General features: G+C 68.9%; 14 protein-coding genes and 2 tRNA genes. 8 read left to right on the forward strand and 8 right to left on the reverse strand.

From position 1 onward, the window contains the following. Positions 1 to 4: 4 nt before the first annotated feature. The 3 genes from ACN269_RS18945 to ACN269_RS18955 all read right to left on the reverse strand — a co-directional run bounded on the left by ACN269_RS18945 (position 5) and on the right by ACN269_RS18955 (position 3567). Entirely contained in the window at positions 5 to 193 is a 189-nt protein-coding gene (locus ACN269_RS18945; protein ID WP_421473687.1) for a hypothetical protein, read from the reverse strand. Next, positions 186 to 3251 (reverse strand): type 2 lanthipeptide synthetase LanM family protein, encoded by a 3066-nt coding sequence (locus ACN269_RS18950; RefSeq protein WP_421473688.1) that lies wholly within the window; start codon positions 3249 to 3251, stop codon positions 186 to 188. The genes ACN269_RS18945 and ACN269_RS18950 overlap by 8 nt, the downstream gene beginning before the upstream one ends. A gap of 100 nt (positions 3252 to 3351) precedes the next feature. After that, complete coding sequence (locus ACN269_RS18955; RefSeq protein WP_421473689.1) at positions 3352 to 3567, reverse strand: hypothetical protein; 216 nt, start codon at positions 3565 to 3567, stop codon at positions 3352 to 3354. A 411-nt stretch (positions 3568 to 3978) separates the two neighbouring features. On the opposite strand from ACN269_RS18955, the gene ACN269_RS18960 reads away from it, so the two are divergent. From ACN269_RS18960 to ACN269_RS18980, 5 genes are all read left to right on the forward strand, one after another. Beyond that, positions 3979 to 4179 (forward strand): hypothetical protein, encoded by a 201-nt coding sequence (locus tag ACN269_RS18960; RefSeq protein WP_421473690.1) that lies wholly within the window; start codon positions 3979 to 3981, stop codon positions 4177 to 4179. Positions 4180 to 4840: 661 nt separating this feature from the next. Further along, a complete protein-coding gene (locus ACN269_RS18965; RefSeq protein ID WP_421473691.1) occupies positions 4841 to 5311 on the forward strand; it encodes a helix-turn-helix domain-containing protein in 471 nt (156 codons plus the stop codon). A gap of 45 nt (positions 5312 to 5356) precedes the next feature. After that, complete coding sequence (locus tag ACN269_RS18970; protein WP_421473692.1) at positions 5357 to 5968, forward strand: PIN domain-containing protein; 612 nt, start codon at positions 5357 to 5359, stop codon at positions 5966 to 5968. A gap of 152 nt (positions 5969 to 6120) precedes the next feature. After that, positions 6121 to 6615: a hypothetical protein gene (locus ACN269_RS18975; RefSeq protein ID WP_421476420.1), complete on the forward strand. Its 495-nt coding sequence runs from the start codon at positions 6121 to 6123 to the stop codon at positions 6613 to 6615. A gap of 314 nt (positions 6616 to 6929) precedes the next feature. Further along, on the forward strand, positions 6930 to 8714 hold the full coding sequence (locus tag ACN269_RS18980; RefSeq protein WP_421473693.1) for an AIPR family protein: 1785 nt from the start codon (positions 6930 to 6932) through the stop codon (positions 8712 to 8714). Positions 8715 to 9100: 386 nt separating this feature from the next. On the opposite strand, the gene ACN269_RS18985 is transcribed toward ACN269_RS18980, so the two are convergent. After that, positions 9101 to 9173, reverse strand: a tRNA-Arg gene (locus ACN269_RS18985). A 35-nt stretch (positions 9174 to 9208) separates the two neighbouring features. Continuing rightward, positions 9209 to 9299: transfer RNA gene (locus ACN269_RS18990), tRNA-Ser, on the reverse strand. Between the two features lie 817 nt (positions 9300 to 10116). On the opposite strand from ACN269_RS18990, the gene ACN269_RS18995 reads away from it, so the two are divergent. Next, entirely contained in the window at positions 10117 to 11013 is an 897-nt protein-coding gene (locus tag ACN269_RS18995) for a hypothetical protein (RefSeq protein ID WP_421473694.1), read from the forward strand. On the opposite strand, the gene ACN269_RS19000 is transcribed toward ACN269_RS18995, so the two are convergent. Continuing rightward, positions 10974 to 11744 carry a CPBP family intramembrane glutamic endopeptidase gene (locus ACN269_RS19000; protein WP_421473695.1) on the reverse strand — a complete coding sequence of 257 codons (771 nt, stop codon included), beginning with the start codon at positions 11742 to 11744 and terminating at the stop codon, positions 10974 to 10976. The two genes, ACN269_RS18995 and ACN269_RS19000, sit on opposite strands and share 40 nt — an antisense overlap. A gap of 144 nt (positions 11745 to 11888) precedes the next feature. Here ACN269_RS19000 and ACN269_RS19005 point away from each other — a divergent pair, with 144 nt between their 5' ends. Next, a complete protein-coding gene (locus tag ACN269_RS19005) occupies positions 11889 to 13004 on the forward strand; it encodes a globin domain-containing protein (RefSeq protein WP_421473696.1) in 1116 nt (371 codons plus the stop codon). A gap of 69 nt (positions 13005 to 13073) precedes the next feature. Here ACN269_RS19005 and ACN269_RS19010 read toward each other — a convergent pair whose 3' ends face one another. Next, a complete protein-coding gene (locus ACN269_RS19010; RefSeq protein WP_421473697.1) occupies positions 13074 to 14603 on the reverse strand; it encodes a peptide deformylase in 1530 nt (509 codons plus the stop codon). Between the two features lie 386 nt (positions 14604 to 14989). Here ACN269_RS19010 and ACN269_RS19015 point away from each other — a divergent pair, with 386 nt between their 5' ends. After that, positions 14990 to 15772 (forward strand): IucA/IucC family C-terminal-domain containing protein, encoded by a 783-nt coding sequence (locus ACN269_RS19015; protein ID WP_421476422.1) that lies wholly within the window; start codon positions 14990 to 14992, stop codon positions 15770 to 15772. A gap of 18 nt (positions 15773 to 15790) precedes the next feature. On the opposite strand, the gene ACN269_RS19020 is transcribed toward ACN269_RS19015, so the two are convergent. After that, positions 15791 to 17620, reverse strand: a complete 1830-nt coding sequence (locus ACN269_RS19020; RefSeq protein WP_421473698.1) for a hypothetical protein — start codon at positions 17618 to 17620, stop codon at positions 15791 to 15793. Positions 17621 to 17713 lie beyond the last annotated feature (93 nt).

The following is a 17713-nucleotide window of genomic DNA, read 5'->3' on the forward strand; positions in this document are numbered from 1 at the left end:
GCCGCTACCTCCCGATCCCGTTCACGACCAGCACCAGCACCAGCACTCCGAGCGCGAGCAGGATCCACACCGCGAGCGCCACCCACAGGCGGGTGATCGAACGCTGCGCGGCCAGCCCGCACAGCGCCGCTCGTTCCACCCCGGCGGCGGACGCCTCGACGCTCTCGTACGGATCGGTGATGCTGTCACGCATCGCTCCGCGCTCCTTCCTCGACGGGCCCCTCCGGCGACCGGCAACCGGCCGGCAGGCTGAGCGTCACGACGCGCGGAACGGCGCGTGGTTCCAGATGCCGCAGCAGACCGAAGCCGATGCCCGCGACGCCCGTGAACAGGCCCGGATCCGGCAGCGGCCGCGGCAGGCCCGTACGCCAGCCGTGCCGCTCACCGGCCGCGAGGAGTCCACCGAGGTGGGCGTCGTACTCCTGCTCGCATCCGGCGGCTCGCAGCAGCTCCAGTGCTCCCATGGCGCCGTGGCAGAGGCTCTGGTCGTACCCGAAACCGTGCTCGACGGTCAGCCGGACCGCCAGGTCGATGTCGAGCTTCTCCTCGCTGCCGATCAGTGCGCCGCCGCCGGCCGCCTCCTCGCCGAGTGCCAGCCGGACCAGTCCGATCCCGGCCCCGCCACGGCACCAGCTCTGCCGCTTGCCCTCCTGTGGCACTCCCTCGCGCGCCAGCAGGGCGTCGTGCCAGCCACCCGCGTCGGGACGACGCTGCGAACGCTCGGCGTCGAGGCACACCCGGGCGGCGGTGTCCCACCCGGCGCCGGGAAACAGGCCGGCTCCCCGGCCGAAGGCGAGGGCGGCGCCGGACATGCCATGTGCCACGCCCGCCGGAATCTCCTCGGCACGCAGGACGGATTCCAGCTGCATCGCGGTCGATCGGAGGAACCGGTCGGCGGCCGTCGCGTACGCCTCCCGGCCGAAGGCCGTGGCGAGCTCCGCCGCCGTGGCGGCGATTCCGGCGGAACCACCGAGGAGGTCCCAGTCGGTCGGCAGTGGGGCCGGTGTCAGCCGGTCAGCGACGTCGCGGGCCCAGCGAGCCAGGCCGGAGTCCCCGGCGGAATGGCCGAGGCAGGCTGCCACGTACACCGTTCCCCAGAGCCCGTTCAGCACCCCAAGCTGACGGTTGCGGGCCAGCTGCTCCAGCGTGCTGTGTTGCAGCACGGACTCGGCATCGACCAGCATCGCCGACCGGGCGGAGGTGGCCAGCCGGCTGCGTGCTCCGGTGATCAAGTCCAGGTAGCCCGCGAACAGCGCGATCCCGGCGACGCCGTCGTAGAGACCGAACGGGCTCGGTCGCACGCCGAACATTCCGCTGGACACCTCGACACCGCCCAGCCACCAGGCTCGGCCGCGGACGTCGGCCATGTCGGCCGTCAGGGCGTCCCGGATGTCGGTGGCCGCGCGAAGGACGGCGTCGCTGTCCGGCGCTGCGGCGCGGACCGGGGAGTACGACTGCCGGTGCCGTGCGTCGGCCGGGATGCGCAGCAGTGACAGGGTGGCTCGGATGATCCCGGTCTGCACCCGCAGATCCTCGGCGGACAGTGAGCGCAGCCGCTGGCGGGCCAGGTCCAGCCCGCTGACCAGCAGAGCCGACGAGTGCACCAGTTCGCCGTCGGAGAGCAGGTCGACATCACCGGCGCGGCGCTCGAACGTCGGGATGCAACCGCGCAGTAGTCCACGGCGTTCGCTGCCGAACAGATGGAGGGCGAGCTGCCGCTCGTGGGCGTTCGCCGGCCAGATCGTGTTGACGACTTCCTCTTGCTTGAGTGCCGACCGAGCGGCGTCGGGATGCCCCAACTCGTACAGCAACTTGCCGTACTGCCAGCTCGGTCGCACGATGTGCCGCACCCGGGCCCCGGCGAACCCGCCCAGGAGCTGGTCGAGGTGGTCACGGTCGGACAGGAACATCCGGTACGCAGCGACGAAACCGTCGGCGACCGTGTCCTCGTGCCCGACCACCGGCACGACGCGGCCGTCGAGCACCGGCATGTGCGTCGCGTCCTCCGCCGGCAGGGACCGCATCACGAACTCGGATCGGCCGTGCTCGTCGACGCGCAGCTCGCGGATCTGCCGGGGCTGCCGCCGTTCGCCGACGGCGCCGAGCATCGAGAGGTCCAGGGCCGTCGGCAGGTCGCCGCGGTGGCCGGGTTCCGGCAGCAGACCGGAGTCCAGGACGGTGGTGGCCTTCACCCCACCCATCTCCTCGACACCGTCGCCACGGGTGCGGAAGGAGGTGGTGAACAGACACTCGGGATCGACCAGGACGGGTGACCGGCCGTCACACAGCACGTTCTCGTAGTGCAGGTCGGTCGCCCGCATCAGGTACGCCAGCGCAACGAGCGCTCCCGAGCGGCGATAGAAGGCCCGCACCTCGTCGGCCGAGCGGGCCGGCGACCACGCGACGAACTCCTGCCACCCGTAGCGACCGCGGTCCACCGATCGGGGCACCCGGGGCGCGAGTCCCGGCTCGTGGCTGTCCAGCCACCGCAGAACCGAGGTGAGCTGGACTTCCAGGGCGAGGCTGCGAGGCTTGTAGAGGAGCTGGGTGTCGTCGGCGAAGGTGAGCAGCAGCACCGCGCCCGACTCGTGCAGGTCGCCCACGGCGCGTACCGCTCGCATCTGCCGGGCCTCGACCCCGCCGAGCAGCGGCGTGACGAGCGGGCCGTCCGCGCGCAGCCTCTGCAGCATCTCGGTGAACGTGCGCAGGTACGCGTCGAGGACGTGCTTCACCTGGCGGAGGAGCGGGGCGTACCGGTCGGCGAATTCGGCCGCGGCGGGGCGGGTCGCGTACCGGACGGCAAGCATCTCCGCCGCTTCCGCCTCGGTCCGCCGGGCAGTCGGCGATCCTCCGGTCTTCCCGGCTTTCTCGTTCGGGGCGTTGAGATCTTCTGCGGCCGCGCGGCACGCGAGCCGGCGCACGTCGCCCAGCAGACTCCGGAGATAGCGATCGGCCACCGTGGCCGCAGCCCCCTGGTCCTCGGCGCGTCCCGCTTCGGTGAGGGCCCCGTGCAGGTCGGCGAGCCGGGGCCACAACGGCAGCAGCGGCCAGAGAACCGGCTCCTCGGCCATCCAGCCGACCGGCGACTCCGCCAGCGTTTGCGGCAGCGCCGCAGACCCCGATCCAGGCGCGTCACCCGGAGGTGGTGGGCTGCCGCCGACGGGAAGGGAGAGTCGGGTACGCAGTGCGTCCTCCGGCAGCGTCCGGAACGGCGGCACGGTGGACCAGCGGCGCATCAGGTCTGTCGACATGGAGCCTCCCCGCGTCATGGATGAGGACGGCCGCCCGCCCCGGTCGGGCCGGGACGGGCGGCCGGTGCACCGGACTACTCGGCGCAGCGCTTCCGCGCGATCAGGCGCAGAGGTTCGACGTCGTCGGGCAGACGACCGACGGCGGGACGCTGCTGCTGCAGACGAAGGTGAAGAAGTCGAGGCTGTCGGCGGCGCCACCGACGATCGACTCCAGGTACATCTCGTCCAGCGGAGAAGCGCCCGCCGGAACGGCCGGCATGGTGGCCTCCTCGGACCCTCGGTTCTGCCAGGCGTCCGTCATACCCTTGATGATCATTGCTCGTCCTCCCTTTCGTTCGTGCGAACAACGGAGACCTCAACATATCCACGACAATGCCAGGCGACATCCCTTTGTGAATTAGTTGGCATCTGCTCGACCGTCCGTCAATTTGACATTGACGGACGCCTGTAGACAGCATGTCAAACAATTCTTGACAGAGTGGATCCGGCCCTCATCCCGAACGAGACGCCCGCAAATCTGGACTAGCGTGCGAACAAGCGGGGTGCGACGTACGATCGTCCCTATGGGACTTGCCGGAGCAACGATCGTACTGGGCGTGGCCGCAGTGGCGGCCCTGGCGACGACGCTGGCCACGGTGATCACGCGGCACCGCCGACGGCGCCGCTGACCGCCGGCCCGACCCTCCGGTGGGCAGCGCTCCGTCCGGATCAGCGTTACCCTTGGACGATGACGACCGTCCTTATCGTTGGATTGTTCTCACTGGTGGCCGGTGCCCTTTTGGCATGGCGTCCGATCGGGATGGCACGCCTGGTCGGCCACTTCGGCCTGGTGAAATTCGACCCCGCGAGAACTACCGAATACCGCACCGCCGGAATGGTGATGTCCGTACTCGGACTCATCCTCTCCGCGATCGCATTGTTCGCCTGATTCAAGGTGCCTGCCGGCCGTCGGGCGCGATCAAAATGGGTGGGCACTGTCGCCTGGGGCTCGTCGGGCGCGACTCGGGGATCTTCGTCGCCAGATCGACCAGGGCAGGCGTGCTCTGGTGGGAGCGTCATGGCGAGGACAAAGGCGTCGAGGAGTCTGCGGAGACGGTCAGCGCGATGATCGCCGGGTCGCCGTCGCGCGCTGAGCGGCGAGGACGGTAAGGATCCACACGCGGACCACCGTCGGAACAGCGCACCGACAACGGCGAACCATCGGAGCGCGAGATTGCAGATCCAGGGACAGTCCATCCCAGTGAGTCGGTAACAGACACAGATGCCCGCAACTGTGATCGGCCGGTGCGCCTGCGTAGGCCCGGGGCGGCCCGGCGGTCGGGGATGAGACGGCTGACGACACTGCCACAGTCGGTGGTCTCGCCTACTCGGCGACGGGTACAACGAGGGGCTTGAGGCACTCTTGCGCTCCTGCGGTCGGCCGGCATGGCCCGAGTTCCGCCCAGACACCCGCGTCTACCAGCGAAGGCGGCATCCCTCGGCTAGACTTCAGGTAAGTGAAATAAATCAAAGCTAGTTGCGGATGCTGCAGATGTGACCGAAACTAGAGGCGCGAGCTCACCTAGAGGCTCCGCAGCGAGGAGTAGATCATGGCCACGGCGACGACACTCGCGGCAACGGCGCTCCGTCTTTCCGAAGCGGCCAACCGGAAGGACAGCCCGGAATACAACTCACTGCAGTCTCTCTTCGCTCTTCTCTCACAACTGGATCACGATGAGGTGCGCCTAGTAGCCCGCAACGCGGGATCCGTCACCGTCCCCAGCCTGGTCGTTGATCTACTGAGGCAAGTAAGCGCCGTCCTTGACCGCGGGGACGGTGTGGTCGTGAGCGAGGTTGCTCGAGAGCTCACCACCAGTGAGGCCGCACGAGTGCTAGGCGTGTCTAGACCGACCGTGATCAGCCTGCTTGATCAAGGAGCGATCAAGTCCCACAAGGTGGGCACGCACCGTCGAGTAGCACTGAGGGACGTACTGGCTTACCGTCGGCGCCGCATCTCTCAACAGCGCGAGGCCTATGAAGCTTTGATGACCGAGCAAGACGACTTGGGCATCTACGAGTAAACCTCCACTGTGGCTTTAGCCATGCGGTATCGGTAGCCTCAACGCGTGCTGCCGGTGCCGCTTACAGTGTTCATAGACGCCAACATCCTGTACTCACGATGCCTGCGTGATTGGCTGGTGATGATGGCACTCGACAGCCAACATACCGCGTTTGAGCTTCGATGGAGCGAGGCTGTGTTGGCTGAGGCTTTCTACCACTTACGCCGCAATCATCCAGGTGCGCCGGAGCAGCAGATCGAGCGTTGGCGTGACTCTCTGGACGAGAACTTCCCTGAAGCCAAGGTCACCAACTGGGAGCCTGGGTCTATTCCCTGCCCTAGAGATCCGAATGATCACCATGTCTTGGCCGCTGCCCATGCTGGCAGGGTCGACATACTCGTCACCCAGGACGGTGACGTCAATGACTTCCAGCAGTGTCTCGACCATGTTGACGCTGGCATCGATGTGCAGCACGTCGACACCTTCCTCTGCATGATCGCCGACCGCCACCCAGAGCTTGTTCGGCGGCGCTTCCTGTCCCAGGTCATGTACTGGCAACGCCGCAACAAGCTAAGCGAAGAGGAGGCTGCGGACTCCAGCACGGACAGCCTTGACAGGGCGGGGGCTGGACGGTTCGCATTCCTACTGAGAACCAGTGAACACTTCCGAATCTGGTGACCACGCAAGCAGCAATGTCCGCCGCTCGCATTACCTTCATCGGCACACCCGCCGCCGCAACCACCGGGTACCGCCGGCTGACCGCAGCCGTGGAGCATGGACACCGGATTCGGCTGGGCTGCCGACCCGTCTGAACTGAACGCCTGCACGACCTGCGCCACGGCGCCGCGTCCCTCGCCCACGAAGCCGGCGCCGACCTCAAAACCCTGCAGGACCTCCTCGGGCACCCCAGCATCGTGGTGACCGCCGACACCTACACCAGCGTCCTACCGCAGATCCAACGCCGCTGCGCCGACGCCACCGCCCAACTGGTCCTCAACGCCGCCCGCCGCACCCGCAAAAAGACCAAAGCCAGCGCCCGCAAGAACCGGCCCGACCGCGCGGCCCCAAAGCCGGCACCCCGGCGCCGACAAAACCGAAAGCAGGTGCTCGGACCCCACGAAAGCGCAAGCAGGCCGCAAAGTCGCAGGTCACGTCCCGACGGAACCGCGAGAGGGTCGCTTCCGGGGCCGCACCCACATCGCACCCACGTGACACTCACCGTCCGAAAAGGCCGGACAGCAGAAAAGGCCCGAACCGCGTTTCGGAAGCTCGGGCCCCTCTTGATCTTGTTCGCCCGAAGGGGACTCGAACCCCTAACCTTCTAATCCGTAGTCAACGCAAAGGAGTTGCCGTGACCTGCATATATATGTTTGTCCTGCTTTGATATATAGCAGCGTAAACGGAACGTGACGCCCGAACACGCTTCGCTCCTGCAAGGTGCCACTCAAATGGCACGCCTGACTCGTGTCGAAGTACTGCCGGGTCGCACGGCCCGACGACCGGCCGGCACACTCTCTGCCTGGAGGGTGCAACAGTCCTCTCGGTTAGGTGGAGATCTCCACCAATCGGTCGGATAGCAGGCAAAAGACAGATGCCTATCAGGATCGCGGGGACGAGAGGCTTCCCCTACACTTCGTGCGTGGCCGACAACGAACAGGTGCTGCTCGATCAAGTTCTGGTCCAGCGGCAGGCCGAGCGATCGGTCCCGATCCGCGACGACGAAGCCTTCGAACTGTTCGCCGCGGAACAGGCGCTCGTAACCCGGCAACTATCCGCAGAGGAAGTCGCTGAGGGAGTCATCGGAGGCAGCAACGACGGCGCCATCGACGCGATCTACGTATTCGTCGATGGAATGCTTCTCTCCGAGGACAGCGATGTGCTGCAGGCCGGATTCTCATCGAGCAGGCTGCCCCGGGGCGTCAAGCTGCAACTCTGGTTGGTACAGGCCAAGCGGGAGACCTCTTTCACCGAGACGGCCATCGACAAGGCTGCAGCTGCGCTCGCGCGGTTACTGAGTCTCGCCGAGAACGAAGATGATCTCCTCAAGCTCTACTCCTCAGGCACCGTCTCGCGGACCGGATTCTTCCGAAAGGCCCTCCGGGCCCTAGCCACACGGCATCCCCAGGTGGAAATCCACTTCGTGTATGCCACCCGTGGTCGGGCCACCGGCCAAAACTCGATCAACACCAAGGTCGAGATCAAGGCGCGGGACCTTGAGACCCAACTCGCTAGCGTCATATCCGGCGCGAAGGGCCACGTCGAGTTCCTCGGGGCGGCCGAGCTATGGCGACGGGCGAACACCGTCGCGTCATACACAACTGAGCTGACCTACCAGGAAAACGCGACCAGCGGCAACAGCCACGTCGCTCTGGTTAAGCTCCGCGATTACATGGCTTTCCTAAAGGATGAGGACGGCCAACTCCGGCGGCACATCTTCGACTGGAACGTCCGCGACTATCAAGGCGACGTTGAGGTAAACCGAGAAATCCGGGCCTCGTTGGAAGACCCCGAAGGCCCCGAATTCTGGTGGCTCAACAACGGCGTTACTATCGTCTGCTCCAAGGCAACCGCAGTTGGCAAGACTTATTCTTTAGACGATGTCCAGGTAGTCAACGGGCTGCAGTCCTCGCACACCATTTTCAATTTCTTGCGCACGGCATCTGAAAGCCATCCTGCCCTCGACCGTTCAGTGCTAGTCCGCATCCTGGTGACGGGCGACGACCTGGCTACCCGGGATCTCGTCATCCGTGCCACCAACCGCCAAACGTCGGTGCCAGCCGCCTCGCTGCGGGCCACCGACAACATCCAGCGGGACATTGAGGCGTACTTCCTCGGACACGACTGGTACTACGACCGCCGGAAGAATTTCTACCGCAACAGCGGCCGCAGCGCCGAACGGATCGTGAGCATCTCCCTACTTGCGCAGGCGGTTATGGCCATGGGGTTGAGCCGCCCCGACAACTCCCGTGCCCGACCTTCTAGCCTGCTGAAGCGTGACGAAGAGTACAAGCGGATCTTCTCCACGGAAATCCCGGTGGAGATCTATCTCTGGGTCGCCCGGGCTCAGAAGGAGATCGATGCTTTCCTGGCGTCGGAGACTGCCGGCGTCAGCGTGCCTGAGCGCAATAACTACCGCTTCCATCTGGCAATGGTGGCAACGGCGAAGCTCGTGGGCCAGCCCGTACGGTCTCCGAAGCAGCTCAGCCGCTTGGCCTCGGCGGGCACCCCGCTGGCAGACGCAGACCTACCGGCGACCTTGGCCTTCCTCCGCGGCGAGTTTGCTGCGCACGAACGCCGCACGGGGAACTCACTCGACAAGATCGCCAAGGGGCCTGACTTCGTCGAGCACCTGCTGGGGATATCGCACGACAGCACTACCAAGGGGCCTGACTTCGTCGAGCGCCTGCTCAAGCGTTTTTCGTAGGGCAAGGGAGCTTCAGACGAGGGAAGCCTACGAGCTCCTGGAGCACGGCGGACCCGCGCTGATCTTCCAATCTAGCCTCGCTGCCAGATAGCCCAACTCGGGCACCCCGTCCCGCTGACCGTCCCGGACCGTCGCGCGGGAGCAGCGTGGGCTGTAGTGGATCGCCATGCTTGGCGATCCCAGGTGGTTAAACCCGGTGGGTAGGACGAGCAAGGGGTAGGGGCTTCGAAGCAGGCGGCGTCGCCTCATCGGATATGTAGCCGCTTCGTACTGCGTGGCGGTGAGCCAACATCGAGGGTCCAGCGTGCCACCCAAGTGGCACAAAAACACCCCTCCAGTCGACCTTCATCGATGACTGGAGGGGTGTTTTCCCTGCTCAACCACTGTGCGCCCGAAGGGACTCGAACCCCTAACCTTCTGATCCGTAGTCAGATGCTCTATCCATTGAGCTACGGGCGCTCGTGCTCAGCCAGTGTACACACCCGGCTTTCGCGCGGAGACTCCGGGATTCGAACCCGGGAGGGGCTTTAAGACCCCAACCGCATTAGCAGTGCGGCGCCATAGACCAGACTAGGCGAAGTCTCCCTGGTGGCCCGCAGACCACCGCGCCCGAGGATACAGGTCGGCAGCCACCGGGGGCAAAGCGACTTCCTGGGTACGCCGACCGGGGTGGTCCGTCCCGGTATTTCACCGCTGTGCGGCGACGTGATCGGGACTACGCTCCATCGATATGCAGGAGCAGCCGCCCAGCGAACCGACTCGCCAAGAGCCTGCTGAGCGCCCGCGTCGGCGTCCGGCGCGGGCCACGTTCACGCCGCCGCAGGTGACCGAGCAGTCTGCCGAGACCGCCCCTGCGGCACCGGCGAGCCCGCGTCCACGCCGGGCCAAGGCAGCGCCGGTGATCTTCCAGCCACCGGAGCCAGACCGTCCTCTGCCCCGACAGTCGGAATTCACCCCCGCCCGCGCGGAGCGCGTGCCCACCGAGCCACCCGCCGCCAGGGAAGCGGCACCCCCTGCCGAGGAGACCGGGCAGCCCGCCGCGGAGGCCGCGCAGCCCGACACGGTTCCGGTGATTACCGGCACGGCGGGAGAACCGACGGTCCAGCCACCAAAGGCGCGGACTCCCCGCCCCCGGAAGACCGCTACGGCAGCCGTCGCGGCGCCGACACCACCGTCGGCGCAGGCCCTACCAGATGCGACGCCGGTCACAGCCGAGCCGACCGAGGTCACGCCGACACCTCGCAAGCGTGCCGCACCCACTCGCGCGACGCCCTCTAACAGGGCCACCGCCAGCGAGACGACCCCGACCAAGGCGGCCCCGAACAAGGCCACCCCCAGCAAGGCCACCTCGGGCAGAGCGGCGGCAGGTAGCGCGACGCCGGACGAGGCAGGGCCAAGCAGGGTGACGCCGCGCAAGGCGACCTCGCGCGCGGCGAAGTCGGACCCCGCCGCTCCAGGCAAGGCCACCTCGCGCACGGCCGATCCGGAGAAGGCCGCAGGAGCCGAGCCCACCCCGCGCCGGGTCGCCACGCCGCAGGTGAGCGCACCGGCACCCAGCCCGGAAGCCACTTCCGCGATCACCCCGGGCCCGGCCCCAGTGACGGTCGCACCGAGCAACCCCGAGCAGGCTTCGACGCGTACCCCGGAATTGCCGGCGGTGGTCGCGCGCCTGCGCGACCATCCTGGCTTCGCGCCGGAGATCCTGGCCATGGAGGCGGTGCGGATGCTCGGACCCGGCGCGGCCGAGTGGGCGCGGCGGCTGCGGGAACGCTACCCGGACGCTCCGGCGGACGGTCTGGCCCGGCTGGCGACCCGGCGGTACGTGCGGGCGGCGGGCGCGGGAGGGGCGGCGGCGGCCCTCGCCGGGCTGTTCGCGCCGCTGGCGGAGTTGGTGTCGGTGCTGTGGAGCCAGTCGAACCTGGTGCTGCACCTGGCGGCGGCGTACGGCCGCGACCCGGCGCACCCCGATCGGGCCGAGGAACTGCTGGTGTTGACCCAGGTGCATCCGGACGCGGCGAGCGCGCGGGCGGCACTGGTCGGTGCGCGGGAGGCCGGCGACCCGGTGGAGGGGGCGTGGCCGAAGGCGGCGGAGGCCGCCTGGCGGCTGGCCGCGCCGCTGACCGCGCAGGCCGGCGGATGGGTGGCGTTGCGGTTGGCGTCCCGGCTGGTGCCGGGGGCGGCGGTGGTGGCCGCCACGCTCGGCGACGCGGCGGCGGCCGATCGGTTGGCGGCCCGTGCGGTGGCCGCCTACCGGCCGCGTCACAACCAGTCGAACCACTCGCGGGGCAGCGAGGCGTAGCCGACGAAGGCGACCACGTCGAGCAGGGTGTGCGCGATCACCAGCGGCATCACCCGGCGGGTACGCAGGTAGAAGAGACTGAACACGACGCCCATCACCGCGTTGCCGACGAACGCGCCGAAGCCCTGGTAGAGGTGGTAGCTGCCGCGCAGCAGCGCGCTGGCCGCGATGACCGCACCGAGCCGCCACTGAAGCTGACGCAGCCGGGTGACCAGGTAGCCGACCACGATCACCTCCTCCAGCACGGCGTTCTGCACGGCGGCGAGGATCAGCACCGGGACCGCCCACCAGACGTGCGGTAGGGCCGCCGGCACCAGCGTGGCGTTGATGCCGAGCTGCGCCGCCACCCAGAACAGGGCCAAGCCGGGCAGGCCGATCAGCGCGGCCAGGCCGACGCCCCGGGCCAGGTCCTGACCGGGCCGCCGCGCGTCCAGGCCGAGGGTCCGCGCCGGGTCGCCGGGGTCCCTGCTGAGCAGGTGTACGGCGAGCAGCACCGGAAGCAACGCGAACACGATGCCGAGGAGCTGGTACGTCAGGTCCAGCCAGGGGCGGGCCGACGCGGAGGTGTTCAGTGCGGCGGTCTGCTTGGAGAGCGGGCCCTCGGCGGTCAGCTTCGCGATGATCGAGACCACCGCGTAGACGGCGGACTGGCCGAGGGACAAGCCCAGGACCAGCAACGTTTCGGTCCCCAGCAGCCGGCGGGACACCGGGCGGGTCAGCTCAACGGTCACCGCACCACTCTGCCCGACGGACGGGCCGGCGGGCAGGGCCGACCGGTCGGCATGAACCGATCGCACATTCTGTGCGACCGGTGTGCACGCTCCGTGGAGATTCTATGGGTGCCCGATCCGCTGCCGTCTGGAGAAGGAGCGCCGGTGGACGACGTCGCACGGTTGCTGAAGGAGAGCTGGACCCTGGTCGAGGAGGACCGGGAGCGGCTGACCGCGCACTTCTACGCTCGGGTGTTCCTGCTCGACCCCACCCTGCGCCAGCTCTTCCCGGTGCAGATGACCGGCCAGGGTGACCGCCTGCTGGAGGCGATCGTCACGGCCATCCACACCGTGGGCGACCCGGAGAGCTTCGACGAGTTCCTACGCGCGCTGGGTCGCGACCACCGCAAGTACCACGTCGACGACCGGCACTACGCCACGATGGGCGTCGCGCTGCTCGACGCGCTGCGCAGCACCGCCGGCGACGGCTGGAACCTGGAGTACGACCAGGCATGGCGGGATGCGTACGCGGCCATCTGCGCGAAGATGGTGGCCGGGGCGGCCGCCGACGACAACCCGCCGTTCTGGCACGCCGAGGTGCTGACCCACGAGCGCCACGGCCCCGACATCGCCGTGCTGACCTGCCGGGCCCTGCAACATCCGCTGCCCTGGCGGGCGGGCCAGTACGTCAGCCTGGAGCTGCCCCGCTTCCACCCGAGGGTGTGGCGGAACTACTCGGTGGCGAACGCCCCGAACGACGACAACGTGCTGGAGTTCCACGTGCGGAGCCCCGGCGCGGGATGGGTGTCCGGGGCGCTGGTCCGCCGGGTGCAGCCCGGGCATCTGCTGCGGCTCGCGGCGCCGATGGGGTCGATGACCCTGGACCGCTCCTCCGAGCGGGACATCCTCTGCGTGGCCGGTGGCGTCGGGCTCGCGCCGATCAAGGCGCTGGTGGAGGAGTTGGCCAGCTACAACCGGACGCGGTGGGTGCACGTCTTCTACGGCGCGCGGCAGGCGACGGACCTGTACGGGCTGGCCGGGTTGCAGGAGCTGGTGGCCGCGCATCCGTGGCTGTCGGTCACGGCGGCGTGCAGCGACGACCCGGACTTCGACGGCGAGCAGGGCGACATCCCGGACGTGGTGGCGCGGTACGGCCCGTGGACCGCGCACGACTGTTACGTCTCCGGGTCGTCCCAGATGGTCCGGTCGACGCTACGGGTGCTGGCCGCCGACGAGGTGCCGCCGTCGACCGTCCGCTACGACACGTTCGGTGATCTCTAGACGTTCCTCCCCCCACACCGGGGCGCGTGCCCCTGCCCCCTGGGGCGCGCGCCCCGGCCCCTCCCTGTCTCAGTAGCGCCAGGGCTGCCCGGTCTCCCGGTACTCCTCGACCGGCACCAGCGGCACGCCCGGCGCCATCCGGTCCACGTAGAGCCGGCCCTGAAGATGGTCGATCTCGTGCGCGACGAGCCGGGCCATGCCGAACTCGAACGACGTGATGATCCGGCTGCCGTCCCACTGGGCGTGTTCGACGTCGAGCCGCAGCGGCCGGGGCACCAGGCCACGGTGGTCGAAGAAGGAGAGACACCCCTCGTACTGCTCGTCGGTCTCCGGGTCGGCGTCCACCACCCGCGGGTTGAGCAGGACGACCGGTTCCGCCGAACGGTCGGGGGGTCGGACGACGGCGGCGGCCCGGCCGATGGCGAGCTGCGGGGCGGCGATACCCACCCCTTTGCTGAACGGGTGCAGCTCGTCGAGCCGGGCCAGCGCCATGGTGAGGCGGTCCACGATGTCGCGGGCCGCCTGTTCCTCGCCGGGCAGGTCGAACTGTCGGACCGGCTGTCGGAGCAGGTCGTCGCCGCGCTGCACGATGCCGATCCCGCGCATGCGGTCGCTCGGCCGCACCCGGTTGGCACCGGGGCCGAGGTCCGGTTCGTTGTCCGGCCGGGCCCGGAATCGCCACTGCATCCGGTAGCGGGCGTTCAGCGGCGGGTCGTCGGTCTGCCAGTCGACGATCGCCCGGTCACCCTCGTCGTGCCGCTGCGGGGCCGTCCGCAGCGGGCCTTCCTCCGCCGAGAGCGAGGTCTCCACGCCCCAGACCTGCGGGTCGAACGCCGCCGGCAGATCCAGGCGTACGGCGAGGTGCCGGGTGGGCAGCCGCACGGCCCGCTGGAACCAGGGGCCCCACTTGTCGTGGCCGACGCTGTACGCGTACTCGATGCTGGTCCGGTCGCCGGGGTACAGCGGAAAGCGGCGTTCGCCGTTCTCGAACAGCAGCCAGATCTCCTTGAACGCGTCCCGGTCGTGTTTCGCCCGCCAGTGCATCGGTTCCGGGTCGCCGGTGCCGTCGTCGCGGCGGGCCTGGAGTTGCAGCTCGGCGAAGGTGAGCGGGTGTTCCCGGTGGTGCCGGTTGGAGCGACCGGGGTCGTTCGGGTAACGGTCCACCGCGACGCGGACGAGGTAGCGGGTGACCGGCTCGGTACCCGCGTTGTACAGCTCGCGGTGGATGACGCACCGGTAGCCGTCGTCGGTGTGGGTGAGGGTGGCCAGCTCCCGTTCCACCACGAGGCCGGTGCCGGGGGGCAGCCACTGACCGGACAGCGGGGGTTCGCGCTGCGGTTGGCCGGAGCGGGCGTGCCGGAGGTCGTCGTACTCCCGGAAACGCTGCCAGATCGCGCCGCTGGCCTCCAGGACGGCCTCGGCCCGGCGGGCGAAGTCCTCGGTCGGACGGTGCCGACGCCCTTCGACATGGCTCACGTAGGACGGGTCGAAACCCATCAGGACAGCCAGTTGTTTCTTGGAGAGGCCCCGCCCGGCGCGCTGGCGGGCAAGCTCGGCCGCAAAGGACTCGGCAGCCCGTTCGAGGGGTGAGGTCGTCATCGGCTTCCTCGCGGCCGGGAGTATCAGTTTCACGTTCCGTGGCCGAGCGCACACTCATCTGGCATGTTCCCGACACATCGCTTGACAGGTGATGTCGCAACCCGTGTGACAGCAGCCGGCGATGGCAACCCGCGCCGGACGGTCGGAGTCACCGGAAGCTGTCGTGCAAGCCCACGCCGGCCGAACGGCTGAGCGGCGTTTACGAGGCCCTGGATCGCGGTACGCGGTCCAGGGCCTCCAGGTGTCCGGCCTGTCGCTCGGATTACAGACGCTCGCGTATTCCGGCGAGTGTGGTTAGGCTAGCCTTAGCTCAGGACGGCATCTGGTCGTCCGCCGGGGAGGTTCCTCGGCCACTCAGACGGGGGACGGCTCAGGTGACTGCGGTGATGCCGAGGCGGGACGTGATCGCCACGCCGCTCGCCCCCGTCACCGCCGCACTGCGGACCATGTTCGGCACCGACGACCTCCCCGGGCTCGCTCGGGGGCTGCTGGTCGACGACGAGCTGGGCTGGGCACCCGCGACGACCCTGGTCGACGGCACCCGCCTGCCGGAGCTGCTCCGCGCGGCGAGCGTCCGCTGGGGCGGCACCCCGCACGCCTGCGCCGCGCTGGCCTGGAAGTCGTACAGCTACTGGACGGCGCTGCCGGTCGTGCTCGGTTGGGCCTCGGCCCGCCGGGTTCCGCTGCTCCACCCGTCCGACGTTCTGATCCACTTCGAGGACCACCGGCCCCTGATCACGCTGGGTCTGCGCCGCGGCACCACGGTGGCGGTCCTGCCGAGCGACCCGCTGGCGCTGTCCGGCCTGTCGGAGGTACGCGTCGTCGCGGGTGAGGCGGAGTTGCTCGCCGAACTACGGGCCTCCCTGCTCGACGCCCACCTGGCCCCGCTGATCGCGGCGATCCAGGCGGAGGTGCGGGTGGGCACCCGGACGCTGCTCGGTTCGGTCGCCTCCGGCATCGCGCACGGCATCCTGCGGGGTGCGGACGCTCTGCCCGGCTCGACCGTGCAGAGCATCGACACCCTGCTGGGCGCGCTCGACCTGGCCGATCTGATCGAGCTGGTCCCCGGCCCGGCGGGCGAGCCCAGCGTCCAGCGCCGCACCTGCTGCCTGGCCTTCACGCTGCCCAGCCCCAAGGTCTGCCAGGGCTGCTGCGTCCGTCAGGGCTGACCAGGCGCGTCCCGCCCTTCAGTCGGTCAGCGGTCGCACGTCCCACACCCAGACGCCGCCGGTGAAGATCGGTTGGATACCGGTCAGCTCGGTCATCCCCCGGCGCAGTTCCGTCTCGTGCTCGTGCGGTCCGAGGATCACCACGCCGGCCCGCCAGTAGCGCAGGTCGTCGACCGCCTTGACCCGGCTCTGCGGGGTGATCGGCGGCACCGCGCCGGTACGGCGAATGGTGGCGAAGAAGCTGCTCGTGGGTCGGGGCGGCGCGGTGAACAGCGCGACCTTCGGCGGCCGGGCGCTCGGGCGGGTGTCCGGGCCGAGGAAGTAACCCCGGGCCAGCGGCATGTCGTCCCGGGTCGCGGCGGCCCAGCGCAGCGGCTCCGCGTAGGTGGTGTCCGGCAGCGGCAGAGTCACCACACTGCGCCCACCCGCCACGTACGGCCGCCACGACCCGCTGGTCACGAAGGTGGGGACCGGATCGAGTTCGACCACCGGCAGCGGGGTGGGCAGGATCGGCAGCAGCGCCATCGTCAGCACGGTCGCGGTGGCGAAGCGGATCTGCGGTCGGGCGGCCGGACGGGCGCGGGCCAACTCGCGGGCGTGTTCGGCGCCGTAGGCGAGCAACACCCCGATGATCGGGGTGATCGCCAGCGCCCACCGGGTCGGCACCACCGAGTGCAGGATCGGCAGGTTCTCCAGCGCCGCCCAGGGTCCCGGCACCCCGGTACCCCGATTGTTGAAGCGGATCTCCCGCCCGAGCGAGAGCACCGCGAAGAGCAGCCCGAGCCCGGCCAGCGCGAGCACCACCGCCGAGCGCCGCAGCCACCAGACGAGGGCGACCACCAGCACGAGCAGCGACCAGCCGAAGAAGCTGTTCTCCTCGGTCGGGTTCTTGGCCAGGCCGGCGGCGGTGCGCGGGCTGCCGGCGAGCGACTCCCGGGAGTACGCCACGAACGAGGCCAGGTCACTGGAGTAGCCGCGGATCAGGCTGGACAACCCGGAGTAGGCGCCCGGGCCGAAGAACTGCACGTACAACGGGTACGCGAGCAGCACACCGGCGACCACTGCGGCGACGGCCAGCCCGGCGAGGAATCCTCGGGCCCGTGACCGCAGGGCGGGGCGAGCGAGGGCCAACGCGGCGACGATCACGCCGAGCCCGATCGCGGTCATCAGCAGGATCTCCAGGTTGAGAAAGGCCTGCCAGAAGATCACCAACGCGAGCAGCACACCGTTACGCAGCCAGCGGCCGGGGTCGGCGAGCCGCAGCGTACGCCAGATGATCAGCGGGACGACGAACTGCGACACGATGTTCGGGTGCCCGTTGGCGTGCGACACCATGGCCGGCGCGAAGGCGCAGAAGCCGGCGCCCAGCCAGGCCGGTCCCCGGCTTTTGACCAGGACGCGGGAGAGCAGGAAGTACCAGGCCGTGGCGGTGGCGATCATTCCGAGGGTGAGGAATAGGAGAAATGACGCACGTGGCCCGAATAGCAGGGTGATCGGCGTCATTGGCAATGAAATGGATAATACGGACGTATTCGCCATGAGGTTGACGCCGTCCGGCACGTTCATCTGGTCCGAGTGGAACGGGTACACGAATTGCGTGACCACCCGCGCACCGTGCGCCATCATCCATTCGAACTGCGACTGATCCGAGCGGTTGTCCCGCACTCCACTGCCCGGATCCCACCAGAGACGCCCGGTGACCCAGAAGCCGAGCGCCACGAAGCTCAGCACGGCGACCAGATCGGCCCACTTCCCGTTGCGGCGCAACCGACTGCCGCCGTCGGACCCCTCCACCCGCGACGCGGTGGACGGGCCCTCGCCGGGAGCGTCCGATTCGGGAGTAGTCATGACAATTCATAGGGTAGTCAGCGTATGGCGGTGCCGTGACATGTTTCGAGGTACTGCCGTACTATGTGCCGGGTTCGCCGACCGCCGATCACG

It is taken from the genome of Micromonospora sp. WMMD736 (assembly GCF_049179015.1).
Classification (GTDB): domain Bacteria; phylum Actinomycetota; class Actinomycetes; order Mycobacteriales; family Micromonosporaceae; genus Micromonospora.